The following is a 22,715-nucleotide window of genomic DNA, read 5'->3' as shown; positions in this document are numbered from 1 at the left end:
CGCCCCCCGCCCCCGATGCCGCCCGATTTCAGTTCGCGGCGGCGGAATCGCGCAGCTTCAGGCCGAGTTCGGCGAGGTCGGCCCGCACCTTGCGGGCGACGCCGGCATCGGGAAAGAAGCGGCCTATCATGGTGTCCGGCTCGCTCGCCCAGCCCGGCGCGATCGCCACCAGCTTGGCGACATCGGCGCGCGCCTCGTCATCCTCGCCGGCGAGATGGCTGGCCAGCGCCCGCGCCAGCAGCCCCGGCGCGTAGCCCTCGCCCATCAGATGGTCCGCCGCCGCGGCCGCCGCCACCGCATCTCCGCGGAGATAGGCGGCGATGACGCGGTGATAATCCACCCAGGGCGGCATGCCCGGCGCCGCATGGGCGGCCTGCGCCAGCATCGCCTCGCCGCGCGCGCGCTCGCCCAGCGCCACGAGCCGGCCGCCGAAATCCGCCAATATGTCGACATCATAGGGGTTCAGTTCCAGCGCGCTCGCGCCCGCCGCCAGAGTGGCCGCGCGCTCGCCCCGGAAGAAATGCACATCCATCAGCACCCGGCGGGCGAAGGCGCTGGTCGGGGCCAGCTCCACCGCCTGCTCCACCGCCGCCAGCGCGCGGTTGAGCGCCGGAGTCGCGGCGCGTGGCGGGACGCCGGCGCGGATCTCGTCGAGATGCAGTTCCGCCAGCAGCGCGTAGCCGAGCGCGAAGGTGCGGTCGGCCGCCACGGCCTTTTCCAGGCAGTCGCGCGCCGCCTCATGGTCGGCCGGCAGATAGGAGCGCCAGTAGGAATAGGCGATCAGCACGCAGCCATAGGGCCCCGCGACCGCCGGCCCGCCGGCAGCGGTGACGCGGGCCCGCGCCCGCGCCTGGATCACCCCATAGGGCTCGGCGATGGCCGCCATGATGTCGCGCACCAGGCCGATTTCCAGCGCCGTGGCGTCGCCGCCGCGCCTGAGGCTGTCGAACTCCCGCGACCAGACGATCGTGCCGTCGCACAGGTCGGAGAGGCGCAGCAGCACGGAGAGCGTGCCGTCATCGTGGTTTTCCACCAGCCCGCCCAACGCGAAGGCGGAACTGGGCGAAGCCTCCTCGCCGGAACAGCGCAGCGCCGGGCGCGCATCCGGGCTCGCCAGCACGTCGAGCAGGTCGAAGCGGGCCAGCGCGTCGCGCACCCGCACCTCGATCGCCTCGGCGGTGAAATCGCCGCTGCCCGCCGCGCTGGCGCGGGCCGCCGTGTCGCCGGGCGGCAGCGCCGGGCCGCCGGTGGATTCGAACTCGCGCACCTCGATCATCGGTATGCCGAGCCGGTTGGCACGCTCCAGCGGCTCCCATTGCGACCCCGCCAGCACGCCCCGCAGCCCCAGCGGGTCGAGGCTGCCGAGCGCGAGGCCGGAGGCGACCAGGACCATGGCAACCAGAAGCACGCCGAGCGCGAGGCCGACGCCGATGCGCCGGCGCGGCGCGGCGACCGGCAGCGGGGCGGCAACCGGCGCGGCGGGCCGCTCGGCCGGATTTCCGCTGGAAAGGCCGTCCTGCGAAAGGTCGACGCCCGCCAGATCGGCCAGCGCTTCCGCCGCCTCGTCGGCGGGCGCGGGCGCCAGCGCCCCCGCCATCGCCCCTGCCGCCGGCCGTGGCAGGAAATGCGGCACATAGCTGCCGCGCGGAATGGCGATTTCGAGATCGTCGCCGGCACCGGCGCCGGCGTAATAGCGCTCCAGCGCCCGGCGCAGCCGCGTGGCCTCCACCCGCACGATCGGGTCGGCCTGCGGATCGAAGGAGGGGTCGCGCCCCAGCGCCTCGACGGCGATGGTGTAGCCCTTGATCGCCTCGCGGCGCCCATCGAGCGTCGCCTCGACGACGAAGCGCAGAATATTGGCGAGCTGCGGCGAGGAGCGCAGCTCATCGGAGGCGAGCACATGCGCCAGCGCGCGCCGCACCGCATCGGGGGAGGCCGCGTCGGCTCCGGGCGTCTCGACTGTCGTGCTCTCGGGCACCGCAACGTCCTATCCTGCGCCGTCCCGGGCTCCCCCGCCCCGGACCCGGCAGAAACGCCCTCTGTGGGAGGCGCGCCGCGCTCACACACACTGACGCAGCGTTCTCTATCTTAGAGTTAGAGGGCGATTTCCCGATCAGATCGGTTCAATCTGATCGGATCGCACTCCACCTCTGCCGTGCGTTGATGGCCGCGATGAGGCCATCGGGTCAAGCCGGCCAATGCGCTGGCGGCGCGGCAGAAAGGAAAGTGATCACATCATGATTATTTCTCGTGAGCGCATCCTGCTTACGTATTATACATGACTAAAAAAGCGCGGCTTGTCCCCTTCGCCGTATCAGCCGGAGTCATTCATGTCTGCTTACTCTTCCGCAGCCGCCAGCCCGAACGACCTTGAGGCGTTCTTCATGCCGTTCACGCCCAACCGGGCGTTCAAGGCGAAGCCGCGCCTGCTCTCGCGCTCCAAGGACATGCACTATTACACGCCGGAAGGGCGCGCGGTGCTCGATGCTACCGCCGGTCTGTGGTGCGCCAATGCGGGCCATAACCGCGACCCGATCGTCGAGGCGATCCAGCACCAGGCGGCGGAAATGGATTTCGCCCCGCCGTTCCAGTATGGCCACCCCAAGGCCTTCGCCGTCGCCGCCCGCATCGCCGCGCTGGCGCCGGGCGACCTCGACCATGTGTTCCTGTGCAATTCCGGCTCCGAGGCCGGCGACAGCGCGCTGAAGATCGCGCTCGCCTACCACGCCACCACAGGCAATGCGACGCGCACCCGCCTCATCGGCCGCGAGCGCGGCTATCACGGCGTCGGCTTCGGCGGCATCTCGGTCGGCGGCATGTCGCCCAACCGCAAGATGTTCGGCTCGCTGCTGCCGGGTGTCGACCACCTGCCGCACACCTATAACCGCGAGAAGCAGGCCTTTTCCAAGGGCGAGCCGGAGTGGGGCGCCGAGCGCGCCGACGCGCTGGAGAACCTCGTCGCCCTGCACGACGCCTCCACCATCGCCGCCGTTATCGTCGAGCCGATGGCCGGCTCCACCGGCGCCATTCCCGCCCCGGTCGGCTATCTCAAGCGCCTGCGCGAGCTCTGCGACAAGTATGGCATCCTGCTGATCTTCGACGAGGTCATCACCGGCTTCGGCCGCCTCGGCTATGCCTTCGCCGCCGAGCGCTACGGCGTGGTGCCCGACATGATCACCTTCGCCAAGGGCGTCACCTCGGGCGCGGTGCCGATGGGCGGCGTGCTGGTGCGCAAGCACATTTACGACGCCTTCGTGAAGAGCGACGCGCCCGTCATCGACCTGTTCCACGGCTACACCTATTCGGCGCACCCGCTGGCCTGCGCCGCCTCGCTCGCCACGCTCGACCTCTACCGCGAGGAAGGACTGTTCGAGCGGGTGCGCCAGATCGAGCCGATGTGGGCCGATGCCTTCCACTCGCTGCGCTCCAAGCCCGGCGTGCTCGACATCCGCACCGTCGGCCTCGTCGGCGCGGTGGACTTCGAATCGCGCGCCGACGGCGTCGGCCGCCGCGCCTATGAAGGCATGGAGCGTCTGTTCCACGACGAGGGCATGATGGTGCGCACCGCCGGCGACACCTTCGCCGTCAGCCCGCCGCTGATCGTCAGCGAGAGCCAGATGGGCGAGATCGTCGAGAAGATCGGCCGCACGCTCGACGCGATCTTCTGAGCGGGCCGGCCTTCCGCCTCCCTCATCCCCGGGCCTGTCCCGGGGATCCAGCGGCCCCGCCTTGCGCCGCTGAAAAGCCTGGGTGGCCGGGTCAAGCCCGGCCATGAGGGCACAGTGGGCAGCAGGCGTCTTTGGGGGGCGCCCGTTCCCGCGCACGGCAACAGGCTGTATAGCCCTGCGCCATGCCTGCGCCCCTCTCGCCCCTCCCCATCGATGACGCCCTGCCGGAACTGACCGCCGCCCTGCGCGCGGGCCCGTCCGCCGTGCTCGTGGCGCCGCCCGGCGCGGGCAAGACCACGCGGGTGCCCCTCGCCTTGCTCGGCGAGCCCTGGGTGGACGGGCGCAAGATCCTCGTGCTGGAGCCGCGCCGCCTCGCCGCCCGCGCCGCCGCCACCCGCATGGCACAGACGCTGGGCGAGGAAGCCGGGCAAACGGTCGGCTACCGCGCCCGCTTCGGCTCGAAAGTGGGGCGCACCACCCGCATCGAGGTCATCACCGAGGGCATCTTCACCCGCATGATGCTGGATGACCCGGAGCTTTCCGGCGTCGCCGCCGTGCTGTTCGACGAGTTTCACGAGCGCAGCCTCGACGCCGATCTCGGCCTCGCCCTCGCGCTCGACGCGCAGGGCGCGCTGCGCGAGGATTTGCGGATCCTCGTCATGTCGGCGACGCTGGACGGCGCCCGCGTCGCCCGCCTGCTGGACGGCGCGCCTGTGGTGGAAAGCCTCGGCCGCGCCTTCCCGGTGGAGACACGCTATGCCGGCCGGGTGCCGGGCGCGCCGGTCGAGCGGCAGATGGCGGAGCTCATCACCCGCGCGCTGCGCGAGGAGACCGGCTCGCTGCTCGCCTTCCTGCCCGGCGCGTCTGAGATCCGCCGCACCGAGCGGTTTTTGCGCGAGGCGATCCGGGACCCCGCCATCGACATCGCCCCGCTCTATGGCGCGCTGCCCCCCGCCGAGCAGGACCGCGCCATCGCCCCGGCGCCTCCCGGCCGGCGCAAAGTGGTGCTCGCCACTTCCATCGCGGAGACCAGCCTGACCATCGAGGGCGTGCGCGTCGTCATCGACAGCGGCCTCGCCCGGGTGCCGCGCTTCGAGCCCGGCGTCGGCCTCACCCGGCTGGAGACGGTGCGCGTGTCACGCGCCGCCGCCGACCAGCGGCGCGGCCGCGCCGGGCGCACCGAGCCGGGCGTGTGCCTGCGCCTGTGGCATGAGCCGGAGACGGCGAGCCTGCCGGCCTTCGCGACGCCGGAAATCCTCGCCGCCGATCTCTCCCGCCTCGTGCTCGACCTCGCGGTCTGGGGCGCGCGCGATCCCGCGACCCTCGCTTTTCTCGATCCACCCCCCGCCCCGGCGGTGACGGAGGCACGGGCGCTGCTCGGCGCGCTCGGCGCCTTCGCTACGGACGGGCAGGTGAGCCCGCTCGGCCGCGCCATGGCCCGGCTGCCGCTGGAGCCGCGCCTTGCCCGCATGGTGATCGAGGGCGCACGGCGCGGCGCCGGCGAAGAGGCCGCGCGCATCGCCGCCCTGGTCTCCGAGCGCGGGCTCGGCGGCGACGCGCCCGACCTCGCCCACCGGCTGATGGACTTTTCCCGGGATCGCTCCCGCCGCAGCGAGGAAGCCCGGCGGCTGGTCGAACGCTGGGCCGGCGAGGCGGAACGGCAGGTTTCGGGCACCCGGGCGAGCGGCGATACGCCCTCCCCCGCTGTGCTGCTGGCGCTGGCCTTCCCCGACCGGGTGGCGCGCGGGCGCGGCGACGGCCGCCGCTTCGTGCTGGCGAATGGGCGCGGCGCGGCGCTGGACCCCGCCTCCTCGCTCGCCCGCGCCCGCTTTCTCGCTATCGCCGAACTCACCGGCACGGCGGACGAAGCCCGCATCCTGCTCGCCACTGAGCTCACCGAAGCCGAGATCGAGGCGGAGTTCGGTGACGCCATCACCGAGGGCGTGGAAACCGCCTTCGATGCCGCCGCGGGCGCCTTGCGCGCCCGCCATGTGCGCCGGCTCGGCGCGCTTGTTCTGGCCGAGCGCACCGCCGCGCTGAAGCCGGGGGACGCCACCGCCCGGGCGCTAGCCCGCGCCGCCGCCGCGCGCGGGCTGGAGCGGCTCAACTGGTCCGAGGCGCAGCGGCAATGGCTTGATCGCGCCCGCTTCCTCCACGCCAGCGCGCCGGATCTCTGGCCGGACCTCGCCTGGCCGGCCCTTGCCGGAACGGCCGAGGACTGGCTGGCGCCTGTCCTGGGCGACATCACCGCGCTCGGCGCGCTCGATGCCGACCGCCTCGGCCGCGCATTGTCCGGCCTGCTGCCTTGGGAACAGGCGCGGCGGATGGAGGCCGAGGCACCGACCCATTATGAGGTGCCGACCGGCTCGCGCCTGCCGATCGACTACGCCACGGAGGGCGGCCCGACGCTGCATGTGCGGGTGCAGGAACTGTTCGGCCTGAAGACCCATCCCAGCATCGCCGCCGGGCGGGTGCCGCTGATCCTGTCGCTGCTCTCCCCGGCGCACCGGCCGATCCAGCTGACCCGCGACCTGCCCGCCTTCTGGGCCGGCTCCTGGCGCGATGTGCGGGCCGACATGCGCGGGCGCTATCCCCGCCACCCCTGGCCGGAAGACCCGGCGAAGGCCGAGCCGACGCGGCGGGCCAAGCCGCGCAGCTGAACGCCGGCTCGGAGAACCGGGGAGACCGCCTCCCTGCCGCCACCTCGTCATACCCGCCGGCACGCCGTCACCCCCCCGCACACCGTCATCCCCGGGCTTGGCCGGGGGATCCACGACTTCGGTCCGAAGGCGCGCCAGCGGGTATGACGCCCGACCGAGGGGCGCGGTCGTGAAGTATTAACCATCCCCCACCGGCAAACATTAACCACGCACCAAGAGGATGCGCGGCCTGCGCCGGCTTTAACGTGCGGTCAAGGTGTGGGGCGCAAGGTGTCCTCATAACAAGATCTGTCCCAAGACAGATGTCATGCGGATGTATTCAAGCAGAGACAGGTCCATGCGCGAAATGGTGGAACGGGAAATGGTCGGGCAGTCGATGGTATCGCGTCGCCGCACCGCCGTCGCACGCCGGCCCCACGGCACCGGCCTCGAATATGGCCTGATCGCCGCGGCGCTGGCCGTTGCCATCGTCACCGTCGTCGTCGGCGTCGGCACCCGCTATGGCGGGCTGCCGGCGTCCACGCCGGCGCTGTCGGTCGACATTGTGGTGCGCTGAGGTCTGAGCGTTCAGCCCAGCAGCGGCGCCCGGCGCCGGGGAACCACGGCGCGCTGCACCAGCAGCTTGTCGACGCGCCGTCCGTCCATGTCGACCACCTCGAAGCGCCAGCCCATCGTCTCGAATGTGGCGCCCTCCTGCGGCAGCGCCTTCAGTTCATGCAGCACCAGACCGGCGGCGGTGTGGAAGCCGGCATCCTGCGGGATGCGGATGCCCAGCACCTCGGAAAGCTCATCGAGCGGGGTCGAGCCGGCGACGAGATAGCTGCCATCCGCCCGCTCCACCACGTCGGGCTTGGCCTGACCGTCCTCGTCAAGCACCACGGTGCCGGCGATGGCGTCCAGCAGGTCGGCCGGGGTGAGGATGCCGACCATCGAGCCATATTCGTCGACAACCAGCGCCAGCGGTGATTCCGCGTGGCGCAGCGTCTTCATCGCGTCGAGCGCCCCGGCGGTCTCCACCATCACGGCGGCCGGCTTGACGAAGCGGCGCGGGTCGGGCGTCTCGCCATTGAGATAGGCTTCCAGCAGATCGCGAATGTCGATGACGCCCACCGCCTCCTCCGGCGTGCCCTCGCAGGCCGGCATGCGGGTGTGGCGCGTCTCGCGGATCGTCTGGCGCACCGCGTCGGGCTCGTCGGTAAGGTCGATCCAGTCGACATCGGTGCGCGGCGTCATCACCGCCCGCACCGGCCGGTCGGCGAGGCGCATCACCCCGGCGATCATCTTGCGCTCGTCCGGGTCGATCACGCCGGCGGTCTCCGCCTCCATCACGATGGCGCGGATTTCCTCGTCGGTCACATTGTTCTCGTCGCTGGTGCCGTGCTCGCCCAGCAGGCGCAGCACGACGCGCGAGGAAATGTCGAGCAGCCACACGGCGGGCGCACCGATGCGCGCCAGCATCACCATCCCAGGCGCGACCAGGCTGGCGAGCTTTTCCGGGCTGCGCAACGCCAGCCGCTTGGGGATCAGCTCGCCGATGATCAGCGAGACATAGGTGATCGCCGCCACCACGAGCGAATAGCCGAGGCCGCCGGCGAGACCGGGCGAGACGCCCTGCTGCTGCAGCCATTCACCCATCATCCCGCCCAGCGTGGCGCCGGAGAAGGCGCCGGCCAGAATGCCGATCAGGGTGATGCCGATCTGCACGGTGGAGAGGAAGCGGCCGGGGTCGGCGGCCAGCTGCAGCGCCATGCGGGCCCCGTGGGAGCCATTATCGGCCAGTGAGCGCAGACGCGCCGGGCGGGCGGACACGACGGAAAGCTCGGCCATGGCGAGCACGCCATTGATCAGGACGAGCAGGACGACGACGGCGATTTCAAAAAGGGGCATCGGCTCGGGGTTGGCAATCAGGGATTGACACTCTCTAGCATGATTGGCGCCATTCTCCATGGCGCTCAACGGCCGGAGGGCGCCGCGGCGTGTTTGACGCCCGTCGCGCGGGCGCCTAGAAGCGCCGGAACCCCTCCCCTGCCGCCGGTGGAACCGCTATGTCCTTCAACAGTTTCGGCCACCTCTTCCGCGTCACCACCTTTGGCGAGAGCCATGGGCCCGCCATTGGCGGGGTGATCGACGGCTGCCCGCCCGGCCTGCGCTTCCGGTTGGAGGAGGTGCAGGCCGCGCTCGACCGCCGCCGGCCCGGCCAGTCGCGCTTCACCACCCAGCGCCGCGAGCCGGACGAGGTGCGCATCCTCTCCGGCACGCTGGCGGAGGAGGACGGCACGCTCATTTCCACCGGCACGCCGATCGCCTTTCTGATCGAGAATGTCGACCAGCGCTCCAAGGATTATTCGGCGATTTCCGAGAGCTACCGCCCCGGCCATGCCGATTATGCCTATGACGTGAAATACGGCCTGCGCGACCATCGCGGCGGCGGGCGTTCCTCCGCGCGCGAGACGGCGGTGCGGGTCGCCGCCGGCGCCATCGCCGCCAAGGTGCTGCCTGATGTGACCATCACCGGCGCGCTGGTGCAGATGGGCGAGATCGGCATCGACCGCGCGAACTGGGACAGCGCCGAAATCGGCCGCAACCCGTTCTTCTGCCCGGACGCGCAGGCGGCCGCGCGCATGGCGGATTATCTCGACGGCATCCGCAAATCCGGCTCTTCGGTCGGCGCGGTGATCGAGGTGGTGGCCGAGGGCGTGCCGCCGGGCCTCGGGGCGCCGCTCTATGGCAAGCTCGACGCCGATCTGGCGGCAGCGCTGATGAGCATCAACGCGGTCAAGGGCGTCGAGATCGGCGAGGGCTTCGCCAGCGCGACCCTGACCGGCGAGGACAATGCCGACGAGATGCGGATGGGCAATGATGGCCGCCCGGTCTTCCTCGCCAACCATGCCGGCGGCGTGCTCGGCGGCATTTCCACGGGCCAGCCGGTGGTGGTGCGCTTCGCGGTGAAGCCGACCTCCTCCATCCTCACCCCGCGCCGCACGGTGACGCGCCATGGCGAGGATGCGGAGATCATCACCAAGGGCCGGCACGACCCCTGCGTCGGCATCCGCGCCGTCCCCGTGGGCGAGGCGATGGTCGCCTGCGTGCTGGCCGACCATTTCCTGCGCCAGCGCGGCCAGGTGGGCACCCCGCCGGTCTGGCCATTCCCGCGCTGAGCTTCGTCCTCCCGGCCGGAACGCCGCGAAGGGCCGCGCCAACACAATTCTATCCGCCCCCCCTGCCCCCGGCGCGATAATCCCCGTACCTCATCCCGACGAAGGGGGCGCAACCGGAGCGGCCGGCTCGCGCGGGGTGGGGGGCGGTGGCCGAGTGGCGGGGAGTAACGCACCCCAAGGCCCGGCGGCCCAAGCCATGCGTCCCCGGTCGGTCTTTCCACCGGCCACGGGGAGACGCGCGTCGACCCGTCCGCAAGGGCGTGCCGGCGCGTCACGCACCCCACAGGGGAGGATAGAAAGTGACAGTCCTCCCGGGCGCGCATGGAGCAAGCCTAGAAACACCGCGTTGCGGGGCGTCGGAGACGGCGCGTCGGACGGTTGACGACCTGCTTGCACCATCTTTCACACACGGTGCAGGCGACCGCCGGGGCTTCCGTCCCGGCGCCCCGCACGCCCCTTATCGAAGGGGCGGAAGGCGACGTGCCGGCCCGCTTCTCCGCGCCCGAACCGGCGACGGAGCGCTTCAGCCTGCCTGCGCGCCGGGCGGATTTCAGTATCGCTGAAACGATCTAGAATTTTCATTGCCAGTGAATATTCTCAGCCCTATCGTCGTGTCATGAAACTCGCGGACTGGCTCACCACAACAGGCACGACCAAGAGCGCTTTCGCGCGCGCCGTCGGCCTGTCACCGGCCAGCATCACCGCGCTGTGCAAGGACGAAACGGCCTGGATCTCGCGGGAGGCGGGCGGGCGCATCGCCGCCGCCACCGGCGGCGCGGTGACGCCGAACGATTTCCTCGGGCTCGCGAGCGTGGAGGCGATACTGATGACCGATAATCTGCAGGCCCGCGTCGAAGCGGCGATCGAAGCCTTTGCCCGTGGCGAGATGCTCGTCGTCACCGATGATGACGACCGCGAGAATGAGGGCGACCTCATCGTCGCCGCCCAGTTCGCCACGCCGGAAAAGCTGGCCTTCATCGTCCGCCACACGTCGGGCATCGTCTGCACCCCGCTCACCGCTGAGCACGCCAAGCGGCTGCGGCTCAACCCGATGGTGACGGACAACGACGCCCCGCACTCCACCGCCTTCACCATCTCGGTCGATTACCGCCACGGCACCACGACGGGCATCTCCGCCGAGGACCGCACCGCCACCGTGCGCGGCCTCGCCAACCCGAATGCCGGCGCGGTGGATTTCGTCCGCCCCGGCCACATTTTCCCGCTCATCGCGAGGGAAGGCGGCGTGCTCATGCGCTCGGGCCACACCGAGGCGGCGGTGGATCTGTGCCGGCTCGCCAATCTGGAGCCGGTCGGCGTCATCTGCGAACTGGTGAACGATGACGGCTCGGTGATGCGGGGACCGAAAGTCACGGAATTCGCCGCCACCCATAAGCTCACCCGGATCTCGGTGGCCGATCTCATCGCCTATCGCCAGCTGCGCGAGAAGCTGGTCAGCCGCACCGCCGAATTCGCCGCCCCGACGGCGGTGGGCGAGATGCACGCCATTTCCTATGTCACGCCCTTCGAGCCGGTGAACCACATCGCTCTCATCCACGGCAAGATCGGCGACGGCCGCGACGTGCTGGTGCGCCTGCACCGGGCCGACCCGATCGGCGACGTGTTCACCGGCGGCAAGGCCATCCGCGCCTCGCTGGAGCGCATCAAGGCGGAAGGGCGCGGCGTGCTGGTCTATCTGCGCGACGGCACCACGGGCGTGCCCGCCGTCACCATGGGCGGCGAGGACAAGATCGAGACCGCCAAGATACGCGACCAGAACTGGCGCGAGGTTGGCCTCGGGGCGCAGATCCTGCGCGATCTCGGTATTTCCTCGATCCGGCTGCTGGCGTCGCGCGCACGCACCTATGTCGGCGTCGCCGGCTTCGGCATCGAGATCACAGGCACCGAGACTCTGGACGTGTGACACGCGGGGAGCGTTCGCTACCCCGGTAGCGAACGCTCACGCGAACGGCATCGGGTCGAGGCGCCCGCCCACACTTTCGGCTCGTGCCCCCGCCCCCCTCATGTCACCATGGGCATGACGGTTCTCTGACACGTCGAGGTCCCGTCACCGACGGAGGTCGCGATGTCGCGCGTGCGTGCGTTTCTCGCCCTGATCGCCGCCCTGTGCAGCCTCACGGCCGCAGGCGTCGCCCGCGCCGATGACATTGTCGATGTCGAGCTGGTGCTGGCGGTCGACGTGTCCTATTCGATGGACCTCGACGAGCTCGCGCTGCAGCGCGAAGGCTATATGCAGGCCGTCACCTCGCCGGAATTCCTCAGTGCGCTGCGGCTCGGCCCCAATGGCCGGATCGCCATCGCCTATGTCGAATGGGCGGGCGCGGACGAGCAGAAGCTGGTGGTCGACTGGACGCTGGTGGGCAGCCCCAGCGAGGCACGCGCCTTCGCCGCCGCGATCGGCGCCGCACCGCTGCGCCGCGTCTACCGCACCTCGATTTCCAGCGCGATGAATTTCAGCGCCGACCTGATCGAGGGAAACGGCATTCGCGGCCTCCGGCGGGTGATCGACATATCCGGCGACGGCACCAATAATCAGGGCCCGCTGGTGGATGTGACGCGCGACGCCATCGCCGCGCGCGGCATCACCATCAACGGCCTGCCGCTGATGCTCAAGCAGGCGACCGGCTCGCTGCTGGATATTGGCGACCTCGACATTTATTACGAGGACTGCGTCATCGGCGGCCCCGGCGCCTTTGTCATTCCGGTGCGCGGGCCGCATGAATTCGCCCATGCCATCAAGACCAAGCTGGTGCTGGAAATCGCCGGCATCCGGCGGCCCGAGGCCGCGCTGATCCGCCCGGCCTCCAGCGCCGAGCCGCGCGTGTCCTGCTCCATCGGCGAACGCATGTGGATGGAGCGCTGGGGCAATTAGGGAGCGGGCCGGGCCGGCTTTCATCCAGCCGCCTTACCGGCGGAACACGCCCACCAGCTCGACATGGGCGGAATAAAGGAACTGGTCGACCGGGGTGACACGTTCCAGCCGGTAGCCGCCCTCGATCAGGATCTGGGCGTCGCGGGCGAAAGTGGTTGTGTCGCAGGACACGCCGATCACCAGCGGCACCGCGCTCGCCGCCAGCTGGCGCGCCTGCGCCTGCGCCCCCTGGCGCGGCGGGTCGAACACCGCGACATCCACGCTTTTCATTTCCTGCGCCAGCAGCGGGCGGCGGAACAGGTCGCGCACCTCACCCGTCACCGGCTTCAGCCCGGCCGCGCCGCGCACCGCCTTTGTGAGCGCCTCGATCGCGGGGGCGGAGGATTCATAGGCCGTCACCCGCACCCGCTCGCCAAGCCGCAACGCGAAGGTTCCGACACCCGAGAACAGGTCCACCGCCCGCGCCGCGCCTTTGGCGCCGTCCACCGCCTCCGTCACCAGCCGCACCAGCGCTGCTTCCCCCGCCGCAGTGGCCTGCAGGAACGAGCCGGGCGGCAGGGCGACGCGCGCGCGACCCATGGTGAGCAGGGGCGGCTCGCGCTGCAGCACCAGTTCGCCATGCCGGGTGAGGCGCGCCAACCCGTGCTCGCCGGCGATCTCAGCCAGGGCGACGACGCGGTTCGGCTTCAGCGGGCCGCTACCGCGCACATCCATGTCCAGCCCGGTTTCCGTCGCCGTCACCTGGATGTCGAGCGGCTTGGCGATCGGCACCAGTTCCTGCGCCACCGCCCAGGCCGCCTTGAGGGCGCCATCAAGGCCGGGCGCGAGAATGGGGCAGGCGTCGATCGCCACCACCGCATGGCTGCGCCGCCCGGCGAAGCCCACCGCCAGCACGTCCCGCCCTTTCGGTGCGCTGCCACCCGTGCCACGCGCGTGGAAGGTCGCCCGCCGGCGGCCCTCGCCATGGGCGTGAACCAACGGCGCGACCTCGGTCTCGATCCCGGCCCGGGCCAGCGTCTCGACAACGAGCGCGCGCTTCCAGGTCTCATAGGGCGCCGGCGCCCAATGCTGCAGCGCGCAGCCGCCGCACGGGCCGAAATGCGGACAGATCGGCTCGATGCGGTCCGGGCTCGGCGTGAGCACTGCGAGCAGTCGGGCCCGGTCATGCTCGCGCTCAACCTCAACCACCTCGCCGGGCAGGGTCAGCGGCACGAAGACCGGCCCCTCCGTCGTGTCGGCAACGCCGTCGCCCCGATGGCCGATCCACGCAATGTCGAGCTTGGTCATGCTCATTCGGACGTCACCTCTGTCATGATCCATAAGTTATAATGTATTTGCAAGAAAATCTAACTCTCTTCCCAACCAAAGAATTCAAAACCTATGCCAGCCGCAAGAATCTACGCTAATATAAGCGCGGCTGATTCCGTTTACTTAAATGGACAGTCTCGTTTACTTAACACATGCACATAATAATAAGTCTCTAAACAAACAAAAGGGGGAAAGAATGCCGCTTGTTTCCGCACTTGCCATCAGCGTTGGCGTCCTTGGGGGCCTCGCGACCTGGCTGTTTCTCGGGCCTCTCGCTGGCGGCCTGCAAATCTGGGCCGCCTTCATCGCCTGGGCCTGCTTCTTCCACTGCGGTGGCAAGGAAGCCGGACTCAAGGCGACCATCCTCGCCAACATCGCCGGCGCCGTCATGGCGTGGCTGACTCTGCTGGCGGTCAGCCGTGGCGGGCTCGGCGACACGCTTGGACTGCCCGTATGGGCCGGCATCTGCGTCGGCGTCGGCGTGCTGGTGATGATCCTGCTCGGCCATCTCCCGGCCTTCGCCGCCATTCCGGCGATGGTCTACGGCTTTGCCGCCATGGCCGCCTATACGCTGCTGACGGCGGACGGCCTCACCAACCTCACCGCCGCCAGCCTCGCCAACCCGCTGGTCACGATCGTGCTGTCGATGATCGTCGGCGCCGCGCTGGGCTATGTCTCGGAGAAGGTCGCGGGGATGCTGGTCGCCAGTGGCGGCCAGACGCGCCGCGCCTGACCGGCGCCGCTCCTGGGGTGAAGGCGCGGGCGGCATCACTCCGCCCGCGCCGCTACGAGAAGACTTTCCTCATTGCCGTCCCCGCCCAGCACGGGCGAGACGAGCCGATGCGTCACCCGCCAACCACGCTCCGCCAGGAGATATGCGATGCGCGCCGCCGCCTCCGCGCGGGCTTCAGCGTCCTTCACGATGCCGCCTCTCGACAGCAGGCTCCGCCCGACCTCGAATTGCGGCTTCACCAGTGCGACCAGATGCGCTTTTGCCGCCGCATGAGGTAGCAGCGCCGGCAGCACCTGGCTCAGCGAGATGAACGACACGTCCACGGTCAGGATACCGGCCGCCGGCACCTCGCCCGGCGCAAGGGTGCGAATGTCGGTCCCCTCGCGGGAGACAACGCGAGGATGGCCCCGCAGCCGGGGATGCAGCTGGTCGCGCCCGACATCGATAGCGTGCACCCGCAAAGCGCCGCGCGCCAACAGGACCTCGGTAAAGCCGCCGGTCGAAGCGCCGACATCCAGCGCCTCCAGCCCCTCGACGCTCAGCCCGGCGGCGTCAAGCGCCGCCTCCAGTTTCAGCCCGGCCCGTGACACCCATTCATAGGCCTCGCGGGCCGCGATGGCAGCGCTGGTGGAAATCGTCTCGGAGGGCTTGGCGACCCGCTTGCCGTCAGCCGTGACAAGGCCGGCCTCGATCGCCGCCTGGGCGCGGGCGCGGCTGTCGAACAAGCCACGCTCCACGAGCACCCGGTCGGCACGGTCGCGGCGGGAGGAAGAGGAGGGCAGCTTTGCAGCGGACGGTGGGCGCATCGCCGGTCGGCCGGCTCAGCCGCGCAGCAGGGCGAGCGCAGCTTCTTCATCGCGCCCGAGGGCATTGAAGACACCGCGCACGATGCCTTCGGCGTCGAGACCCGCCTCGTGCATCTGGCTGGAAGGCGAATCCTGCTCGATGAAACGGTCGGGAAGCGCGAGGGTGCGGATCTTGAGGCCGCGATCCAGCGCTCCCGCCTCGGCCAGCAGGGTCAGCACATGGCTGCCGAATCCGCCCACAGCGCCTTCTTCCACCACGACAAGCACCTCGTGCTCGCGGGCCAGCCGCAGCACCAGATCGCTGTCGATCGGCTTGGCGAAGCGCGCATCAGCAACTGTGGTCGACAGGCCAAAGCCGGCGAGCTGGTCGGCGGCGGCAAGGCAGGCGGCCAGCCGCGTGCCGAGCGAGAGCAGGGCGATCTTCGAACCCTCGCGCACGACCCGTCCACGGCCGATTTCCAGCGGCGTGCCGCGCGCAGGGCGCTCCACGCCCACGCCCTCGCCACGCGGGTAGCGGAAGGCTATCGGACCTTCATCGTAGGCGGCAGCGGTCGCCACCATGTGCATCAGTTCGGCCTCGTCGGCCGCCGCCATTACCACCATGCCCGGCAGTGTGGCGAGCATCGGCACGTCAAAGGCACCGACATGGGTGGCGCCGTCCGCTCCCACCAGACCGGCGCGGTCGATGGCGAAGCGCACCGGCAGGCGCTGGATCGCCACGTCATGGACGATCTGGTCATAAGCCCGCTGCAAGAAGGTCGAGTAGATGGCGCAAAACGGCTTGTAGCCCTCGGTCGCCAGCCCGGCCGCGAAGGTCACGGCATGCTGCTCGGCGATGCCGACATCGAAGGTGCGCTCGGGAAAGACCTCGCCGAACAGGTCGAGCCCGGTGCCAGCCGGCATGGCGGCGTTAATGGCGACGATCTTATCGTCGTGACGGGCTTCCTCGATCAGGCTCTCGGCGAAGACCCGCGTGAAGCTTGGGGCGTTGGACGCTGCCTTTTTCTGCGCGCCGGTGGCGACATCGAAGCGCTGGACACCGTGATATTTGTCGGCGGAAGCTTCCGCCGGCGGATAGCCCTTGCCCTTCTGGGTAACGACATGGACCAGCACCGGCCCGGTCTCGGCGTCTCGCACATTGCGCAGGATCGGCAGCAGGTGGCTGAGATTGTGGCCATCGATTGGCCCGACATAATAGAAACCGAGTTCCTCGAACAGCGTACCGCCGGTCCAGAAGCCGCGCGCAAATTCCTCTGCCCGCGCGGCCTGCCGCCCGAAGAACTTCGGCAGATTGCCGGCGAGCTGCTTGGCGGTCTCCCGCAGCGAGCGATAGGTCCGCCCGGACAGCAGCCGCGCCAGATAGGCCGACATGGCCCCCACCGGCGGGGCGATCGACATGTCGTTGTCGTTGAGGATGACGATGAGGCGCGAATCCATCGCCCCGGCATTGTTCATCGCCTCATAGGCCATGCCGGCAGACATGGCGCCGTCGCCGATCACGCACACTACATTGCGCTGGCCGCCGGCGAGGTCGCGCGCCACGGCCATACCGAGCCCCGCCGAGATCGAGGTGGAGGAATGGCCGGCGCCGAAGGGATCGTACTCACTCTCGGCCCGGTTGGTGAAGCCGGAAAGACCTCCACCCTGGCGCAGTGCGCGCATACGCTCGCGCCGCCCGGTGAGGATCTTGTGCGGGTAGCACTGGTGACCAACATCCCAGATCAGCCGGTCATTGGGCGTATCGAACACATGATGCAGTGCGACCGTCAGCTCGACCACGCCGAGCCCGGCGCCGAGGTGGCCACCGGTGACGGAAACCGCGTCGATCATCTCCTCGCGCAGTTCCGCCGCGATCTGCGGCAACTGCTCCTCCGGCAAGCGGCGCAGATCGGCCGGCTCGCGGACGGTATCGAGTAGCGGCGTCGAGGGACGGGTCAAGAACGGCTCCGAAAACACATTCGCCGGCGGCGCGCACACAGGGGCACGCGCCGCCGGGCGAAGTCCAACGGCATACACAAGGACAGCGGGGCGCGCAACGCACGCTCACGCGACCCGGACGCGACCTCCGGCGCCGTGACGGGGGCTCAACCGCATGTGGAGACCGCGTGTGCAGGCCGACGCGGCGTTGGCCTCGCGGCCCGGCTTCCTTTAAAAACGCGGCATGGACAGACGAGTCGCGACGTCGACGCAGAGGAACGACAGGCCGGGGGCACTCGCTGGCGCGGGAGAGGGCATCGTCGCCACCCACGTGGACGGGGGCGGCGCCAACACGCCGGCGAGGCCGCCCTTCCGGCGGCTGGTGCTGTTTTTTCCTGGCCATGACCCGACCGACATGGATTATCACCATGGCCGCTTCGCCAACCAGGCGGAACGGTTCGGCAAGCTGTGGTCGGTCGAGGTCGGCGTGACGCCACGGCTCGACGACGGTGCGCAGCCCTATGCCCGCTGGGAGGCCACCGCGCGCGGCCCGAACTGGTCGACACGCACCGAGTACCGCATCCTGCGCTGGGAGGACATCATCGGCGCGCTGGACGCACGGCCCGACCCGGTGCGCCTATGGCGCGGCTTTGGCGGGCTGTGGGACTTTTTGCGCGGCGGCGCGGCGCGGGGCTATTTTCGCGCCAGCCCGCGCTACGGCGCCTTCTTCTTTTTCCCTTATCTCATCTGCGCGCTGTTTCTGGCCGGCGGTGCGCTTATCGGGGGCCTCGCCTACTGGGCCGCCTTGCCCTTCCTGCCGGCCCCGCTGACCTGGATTGTCGCGCTCGCAGCCGGCACCGCAGCCTTCTTCGCTCTGTTTCGCCGGCCGGGACGCGACTGGCGACTGCATCAGGCGCTCGACGACTGGGATCTGGCGCGCGATTATCTGCACGATCGCACTCCCATCCTCGACGGCCGGCTCGACCGCTTCGCCGAGGTGCTGGGAGAGGCGGCCCGCGCCGGCGCGCATGACGAGATCATCCTGGTTGGGCATAGCCTGGGGGCGACGCTGATGCTCGGCGTGATCGACCGCGCGCTCGATCGCGATGCCGCGCTGGCGGATGGGCCGACGCGGATCAACCTGCTTACCTGCGGCGCCACCATCCCGAAGCTTGCCCTGCACGCCAAGGGCGGCAAGGTGCGCCGGCAGGCTGCCCGCATTGCGCAGACGCCTCGCCTCATCTGGGTCGAGTACCAAGCGCGGCACGATGCCATCAATTTCTACAAGTTTCACCCAGTTACGCTGCGCCGCGCCGGCTTCGAGCATGCCGAGCCCAGCCCGCCATTGCTGCGCAACGCCAACATCAAAGAAATGCTCACCCACGCCAAACTGAAGCGGCTGCGCTGGCACGCTATGCGGCTGCACTACCAGTTCCTGCTGGCGAATGAGCAGAAGGCGCCCTACGACTATTTCATGTTCGCCCTCGGCCCGCTTTCCTTCCCCGATCTTTCCTCCCGCGCGGAGGGGCCGGTGGGACGCTTTGCGGCGGATGGCTCCCTGATCGCCTGAACCAACGGACGCTTCATGACCCTTCTCGTCGCCGCCAAGATCGTGTGGGCCGCTGGCTGCATCGGCTGGTACGTCATCCGCCTGCCCTTCGAGCGCAAGGTGAAGCGCGAGCGCGTCATCGACGCCCGCGACCGGCTGCGCGAACTCGTGCTGCTCTCCTGCTCGACCCTGGGCCTCGGCATCGTCCCGCTGCTGTGGGCGACCTCTCCGGTGTTCGACGGCGCCAACTATCCCTATTCGCCGGTGCAGTTCGCGCTTGGCACCCTCACCTTCCTCTTCTCGCTCTGGCTGTTCCGCCGCACCCACCGCGATCTCGGCAAGAACTGGTCGGTGACGCTGGAGATCAAGGACGCGCACAAGCTCATCACCGGCGGCGTCTACCGCCATGTGCGCCACCCGATGTATTCGGCCTTCTTCCTGTGGGCGCTGGCACAGCTCATCCTGATCCCGAACTGGATCGCCGGCCCGGCCGGCCTCATCGGCTTCGGCATCCTCTATGCCTTCCGCATCGGCCGCGAAGAGAAGATGATGCTCGACACGTTCGGCGACGAATACCGCGCCTACAGCGCCCGCACGGCGCGGCTGATCCCGGGCCTGTACTGAGAGAACGAGGGGGCCACGCCATGCTGGAGCTTCGGCCGGGCTGCGAATGCTGCGACCGCGACCTGCCGCCGGGCTCGCGCGAAGCGCTGATCTGCACCTTCGAGTGCACCTTCTGCGCCGACTGCGCCGCGCAGGTGCTGGGGGGCATCTGCCCCAATTGCGCGGGCGAGCTGGTGCGGCGGCCGGTGCGGCCCGAGGCGGCGCTGGCCCGCCACCCGGCCTCGACGGTACGGGTGTTTAATCCGGCGTGCGGCAGCCGCCAGACGGGCTGATTGCCGAGCCGGCGAACCGCGTCCGCGCGAAACCCTCCCCGGCAGTCTCTGTACAGAACGCGGACCATTGGCACCCCGCGCAGGCGGTCCGTATGGCGCCTTTTGCAAAGGCCCAGCGCATCTGCTCGACCCGCTCCGCCGTCAAGGCGATCGCCCGGCCGGTGTCCAGCGGGCGACCAAGCAGCCCGGCAATCTCGGCCCGCGCCAGCGCATCGCGCCGGACGACGCTGGCATTGCGGCAATGATGTTCGGGCTCGGCCAGCATGGGGGCGCAGATATCATCCGGCCCCTCCACCAGTTCCACCGCCTCGCCTTCGTTCAGCCGGGCGACGAGGCGCCGGTAATGGGCAGTGAAGGCGGGGGTGTAGCCCTTGCCGACAAAGGTTAGCAGGCAGAGTAGGTGATGGGCGCGCAGCCGAACGGTCATGGGGCGAAGCCCGGCGCGTGGCGGCCCCGGCGCCTATTCGCCGTCCAGCGGCTGGGTGCCGGCGGGACGGCCATCGGCGCTGAGGGTGATCTTCTCGACCCGCGCCTCGGCGTCCTTCAGCAGGGCGTCGCAGCGGGCCTTGAGCGCCTCGCCGCGGGCATAGAGCGCGATGGATTCCTCCAGCGGCACGTTGCCACCCTCGAGCTTGGCGACGATGGTCTCCAGCTCGGCAAGTGCCTTCTCGAAGCTCAGAGCGTTCACGTCCGCCGCATCGACCATTGCGTCATTCCTCCGTGAGTCGGGGGCCCCTTATACAGGCAGAGGCCGCCGTTCTCATCCCCTCGCCGTCAGCCGCGCATCAGCGCCATGACATGGGCGGAAGCGGAACGCGCCAGCCCTTCGAGGTCGTAGCCGCCTTCCAGTACCGAGACTATTCGGCCGCCGCAATGCGTGTCGGCGATGTCCATCAGCTTCTTGGTTACCCAAGTATAGTCGTCTTCCAGCAGGTTGATATTGCCGAGCGGGTCGCGAGTATGGGCGTCGAAGCCGGCGGAAATGATCAGCAGTTCCGGCCCGAAGGCCTTCAGGCGCGGCAGGATGCGGCTCTCGAACGCCTGGCGGAAATGCTCACCATCATCGCCCGAGCGCAAAGGCGCATTGACGATGTTGTCAGTAGTGCCGCGTTCCCCGACCGCGCCGGTGCCGGGAAACAGCGGCATCTGGTGGGTGGAGGCATACATCACGCTCGGGTCCGAAAAGAAGATCTCCTGCGTGCCATTACCGTGATGCACGTCGAAATCGACGATGGCGACGCGGCCGATGCCGTGCATCTTCTGGGCGTGGCGGGCCGCAATGGCGACATTGTTGAACAGGCAGAAGCCCATGGGGGTGCGGGTTTCGGCGTGGTGACCGGGCGGGCGCATCGAGACAAAGGCATTGCCCACCTTGCCCGACAGCACCTCGTCAACGCCGAGCACCGCGCCGCCGACCCCACGCCAGATCGCCTCGCCGGTGCCGGGCGACATCACCGTGTCGCCATCAATCCGCACCATCCCCTCATCCGGCATCGCTTCTTCCAGCGCGGCCACGTAATCCTCTGGATGGACGCGCACGATATCCTCTCGCGCCGCCACCGGGGCCTGCTCGCGCGCCAGCGTGGCGAACTGCTCGCCCTCGAACACCCGGTTCAGCACCCGCACCCGGTCGGGGCGCTCGGGGTGGCCGGAGGGCGTGAGGTGCTCGAGGCAGGCGTCGTGCGCGATCAGCAATGTGGTCATGGCGTTCCTTTGGCAGATCCTTGGTCGTGCCGGTCATTGACTCTCACGGCCGGCAAGGGGTTAACGATAGGCCACGCCGCCGGAGGGGGCCAGACATGCATGGGGCGTTTTTTTTCCGCCTCCTTCCTCAACCCGCCCCGTGCGCGGCGTTGACCCGCCGGGCCGGAGCGCCTATCCGAGCGCGCCTGAGCGGGAGATGCAAGCGTGGCAACAAGCACGAGCGGGCAGCCAGCGTCGATGACGCCCGCGCCCCAGCGAACGACCCGGGTGCTGTCGTCGGACGCCGTCAGCATCTGTGAAGCCGCGCACCTGCTGCTGGCTGGCGGGCTGGTGGCGCTGCCGACGGAGACCGTCTACGGCCTCGGCTGCGACGCGACCGATCCCCTTGCCGTCGCCCATCTCTACGCTGCCAAGGGCCGGCCGAGCTTCAACCCGCTCATCGCCCATGTACCGAACCTCGCGGCAGCACGGCGCGTGGGCATCCTCACCCAGGCCGCCGAGAGACTGGCTGCCCGCTTCTGGCCCGGCCCGTTGACTTTGGTGGTGCCGGCCCTTGAGGGCGCCACCTGCGAGCTTGCCCGCGCCGGCCTCGGCAGTGTCGCTATCCGCGTGCCCGCCCATCCAGTGGCGCAGGCGGTGCTGGCGGTGGCCGGGAGGCCCATCGCCGCCCCCAGCGCAAACCGCTCCGGCCATGTCTCGCCCACCACGGCTGCCCATGTCCTGGCCGACCTCGACGGCCGCATCGACCTCATCCTTGATGCCGGCCCCTGCGCCATCGGGGTGGAATCAACCATTCTGGATTGCACCGGCGAGACGCCTGTTCTACTGCGCCCCGGCGGGCTGGCGCGGGAGGCGATCGAGGAGACGCTCGGCTCATCTCTGCTCGCCGCCCCGCTTGCCCCGGCGACATACGATCCCGAGGCCGCGCCGCTCGCCCCCGGAATGCTCGCCTCGCATTATGCCCCCTCGGTTCCCGTACGTCTTGACGTCACCGAGGTTCGGCCCGGCGAGGCGCTGCTGAGCTTCGCCGGCGCCCACCCGCCGGGCAGCGCGAGGGCAGCGCTGCTGCGCGACCTGAGCCCGGCGGGTGATCTGGTCGAGGCGGCTTCCCGCCTGTTCGCCCTGTTGCGGGAGCTGGATGCCGCAGGAGCCGAAGGCATCGCCGTGGTGCCGCTGCCTCGCCATGATCTCGGCGAGGCGATCGCCGACCGGCTGCGCCGGGCCGCCGCGCCCCGCCCCGATTAAACGACGGGAAAGCAGCGTCTCCCCTGCCGCAGGGGCATTAACGCTCGGGCAAGGTTAATGCGCGACAACTACAGGGCCGGACGCGCCCGCCCTTGCCTGTGGCGAAGCGGGCACGCAGGGCGGGTTTGGTTGCGTGATTGTGCGTGGGCGTCGGGTGAACATGCAAAATTCAGCGCGCGTT

The 22,715-nt window shown here is 69.7% G+C and carries 19 protein-coding genes; 11 read left to right on the top strand and 8 right to left on the bottom strand.

Annotated features, from left to right (window positions below):
* Positions 1–28: 28 nt before the first annotated feature.
* Positions 29–1,978: a hypothetical protein gene (locus A3M1_RS0111045; protein ID WP_018389033.1), complete on the bottom strand. Its 1,950-nt coding sequence runs from the start codon at positions 1,976–1,978 to the stop codon at positions 29–31.
* A gap of 352 nt (positions 1,979–2,330) precedes the next feature.
* Here A3M1_RS0111045 and A3M1_RS0111040 point away from each other — a divergent pair, with 352 nt between their 5' ends.
* The 3 genes from A3M1_RS0111040 to A3M1_RS0111030 all read left to right on the top strand — a co-directional run bounded on the left by A3M1_RS0111040 (position 2,331) and on the right by A3M1_RS0111030 (position 6,884).
* A complete protein-coding gene (locus tag A3M1_RS0111040) occupies positions 2,331–3,668 on the top strand; it encodes an aspartate aminotransferase family protein (protein ID WP_018964122.1) in 1,338 nt (445 codons plus the stop codon).
* A 182-nt stretch (positions 3,669–3,850) separates the two neighbouring features.
* The gene (gene hrpB, locus A3M1_RS0111035; RefSeq protein WP_018389031.1) at positions 3,851–6,328 is read left to right on the top strand and encodes an ATP-dependent helicase HrpB; all 2,478 of its coding nucleotides are present in this window, start codon (positions 3,851–3,853) and stop codon (positions 6,326–6,328) included.
* 337 nt (positions 6,329–6,665) lie between these two features.
* Positions 6,666–6,884 (top strand): hypothetical protein, encoded by a 219-nt coding sequence (locus A3M1_RS0111030; protein ID WP_018389030.1) that lies wholly within the window; start codon positions 6,666–6,668, stop codon positions 6,882–6,884.
* Positions 6,885–6,895: 11 nt separating this feature from the next.
* Here the strand turns inward: A3M1_RS0111030 and A3M1_RS0111025 are convergent, their stop codons facing one another.
* Positions 6,896–8,215 carry a hemolysin family protein gene (locus tag A3M1_RS0111025; RefSeq protein ID WP_018389029.1) on the bottom strand — a complete coding sequence of 440 codons (1,320 nt, stop codon included), beginning with the start codon at positions 8,213–8,215 and terminating at the stop codon, positions 6,896–6,898.
* A gap of 158 nt (positions 8,216–8,373) precedes the next feature.
* Between A3M1_RS0111025 and aroC the strand changes: the two genes are divergently transcribed.
* The 3 genes from aroC (at position 8,374) to A3M1_RS0111010 (ending at position 12,376) form a co-directional block, all read left to right on the top strand.
* A complete protein-coding gene (aroC, locus tag A3M1_RS0111020) occupies positions 8,374–9,486 on the top strand; it encodes a chorismate synthase (protein WP_018389028.1) in 1,113 nt (370 codons plus the stop codon).
* 616 nt (positions 9,487–10,102) lie between these two features.
* Positions 10,103–11,407, top strand: coding sequence for a 3,4-dihydroxy-2-butanone-4-phosphate synthase (ribB, locus tag A3M1_RS0111015; protein WP_018389026.1), 1,305 nt, complete (start codon positions 10,103–10,105; stop codon positions 11,405–11,407).
* Positions 11,408–11,569: 162 nt separating this feature from the next.
* The gene (locus A3M1_RS0111010; RefSeq protein WP_018389025.1) at positions 11,570–12,376 is read left to right on the top strand and encodes a DUF1194 domain-containing protein; all 807 of its coding nucleotides are present in this window, start codon (positions 11,570–11,572) and stop codon (positions 12,374–12,376) included.
* Between the two features lie 33 nt (positions 12,377–12,409).
* Here the strand turns inward: A3M1_RS0111010 and A3M1_RS0111005 are convergent, their stop codons facing one another.
* Positions 12,410–13,669, bottom strand: a complete 1,260-nt coding sequence (locus A3M1_RS0111005) for a class I SAM-dependent RNA methyltransferase (RefSeq protein WP_018389024.1) — start codon at positions 13,667–13,669, stop codon at positions 12,410–12,412.
* A 211-nt stretch (positions 13,670–13,880) separates the two neighbouring features.
* On the opposite strand from A3M1_RS0111005, the gene A3M1_RS0111000 reads away from it, so the two are divergent.
* Positions 13,881–14,417 (top strand): DUF1097 domain-containing protein, encoded by a 537-nt coding sequence (locus A3M1_RS0111000; protein WP_018389023.1) that lies wholly within the window; start codon positions 13,881–13,883, stop codon positions 14,415–14,417.
* A 35-nt stretch (positions 14,418–14,452) separates the two neighbouring features.
* Here A3M1_RS0111000 and A3M1_RS0110995 read toward each other — a convergent pair whose 3' ends face one another.
* Both A3M1_RS0110995 and dxs read right to left on the bottom strand, forming a co-directional pair.
* Positions 14,453–15,223, bottom strand: coding sequence for a TlyA family RNA methyltransferase (locus A3M1_RS0110995; RefSeq protein WP_198291128.1), 771 nt, complete (start codon positions 15,221–15,223; stop codon positions 14,453–14,455).
* A 15-nt stretch (positions 15,224–15,238) separates the two neighbouring features.
* A complete protein-coding gene (dxs, locus tag A3M1_RS0110990; RefSeq protein ID WP_026221271.1) occupies positions 15,239–17,161 on the bottom strand; it encodes a 1-deoxy-D-xylulose-5-phosphate synthase in 1,923 nt (640 codons plus the stop codon).
* A 223-nt stretch (positions 17,162–17,384) separates the two neighbouring features.
* Between dxs and A3M1_RS0110985 the strand changes: the two genes are divergently transcribed.
* From A3M1_RS0110985 to A3M1_RS0110975, 3 genes are read left to right on the top strand one after another with little or no spacing between them, the layout of a single operon-like run.
* Complete coding sequence (locus A3M1_RS0110985) at positions 17,385–18,710, top strand: hypothetical protein (RefSeq protein WP_245261639.1); 1,326 nt, start codon at positions 17,385–17,387, stop codon at positions 18,708–18,710.
* Between the two features lie 15 nt (positions 18,711–18,725).
* Positions 18,726–19,313 carry a protein-S-isoprenylcysteine O-methyltransferase gene (locus A3M1_RS0110980; RefSeq protein ID WP_018389019.1) on the top strand — a complete coding sequence of 196 codons (588 nt, stop codon included), beginning with the start codon at positions 18,726–18,728 and terminating at the stop codon, positions 19,311–19,313.
* Positions 19,314–19,333: 20 nt separating this feature from the next.
* Entirely contained in the window at positions 19,334–19,585 is a 252-nt protein-coding gene (locus tag A3M1_RS0110975) for a DUF1272 domain-containing protein (RefSeq protein WP_018389018.1), read from the top strand.
* Here A3M1_RS0110975 and A3M1_RS0110970 read toward each other — a convergent pair.
* The 3 genes from A3M1_RS0110970 to A3M1_RS0110960 form a co-directional block, all read right to left on the bottom strand.
* Complete coding sequence (locus A3M1_RS0110970; RefSeq protein ID WP_018389017.1) at positions 19,551–20,012, bottom strand: DUF1284 domain-containing protein; 462 nt, start codon at positions 20,010–20,012, stop codon at positions 19,551–19,553. The two genes, A3M1_RS0110975 and A3M1_RS0110970, sit on opposite strands and share 35 nt — an antisense overlap.
* 33 nt (positions 20,013–20,045) lie before the next feature.
* Positions 20,046–20,291 (bottom strand): exodeoxyribonuclease VII small subunit, encoded by a 246-nt coding sequence (locus A3M1_RS0110965; RefSeq protein ID WP_018389016.1) that lies wholly within the window; start codon positions 20,289–20,291, stop codon positions 20,046–20,048.
* A gap of 68 nt (positions 20,292–20,359) precedes the next feature.
* Positions 20,360–21,289: a histone deacetylase family protein gene (locus tag A3M1_RS0110960; protein ID WP_018389015.1), complete on the bottom strand. Its 930-nt coding sequence runs from the start codon at positions 21,287–21,289 to the stop codon at positions 20,360–20,362.
* A gap of 237 nt (positions 21,290–21,526) precedes the next feature.
* Between A3M1_RS0110960 and A3M1_RS0110955 the strand changes: the two genes are divergently transcribed.
* A complete protein-coding gene (locus A3M1_RS0110955; RefSeq protein ID WP_198291170.1) occupies positions 21,527–22,534 on the top strand; it encodes an L-threonylcarbamoyladenylate synthase in 1,008 nt (335 codons plus the stop codon).
* The last annotated feature ends 181 nt before the right edge of the window (positions 22,535–22,715 follow it).

It is taken from the genome of Ancylobacter sp. FA202, assembly GCF_000380205.1.
Taxonomy (GTDB): Bacteria; Pseudomonadota; Alphaproteobacteria; order Rhizobiales; family Xanthobacteraceae; genus Ancylobacter.
This window is presented reverse-complemented; position numbering and strand designations above follow the sequence as displayed.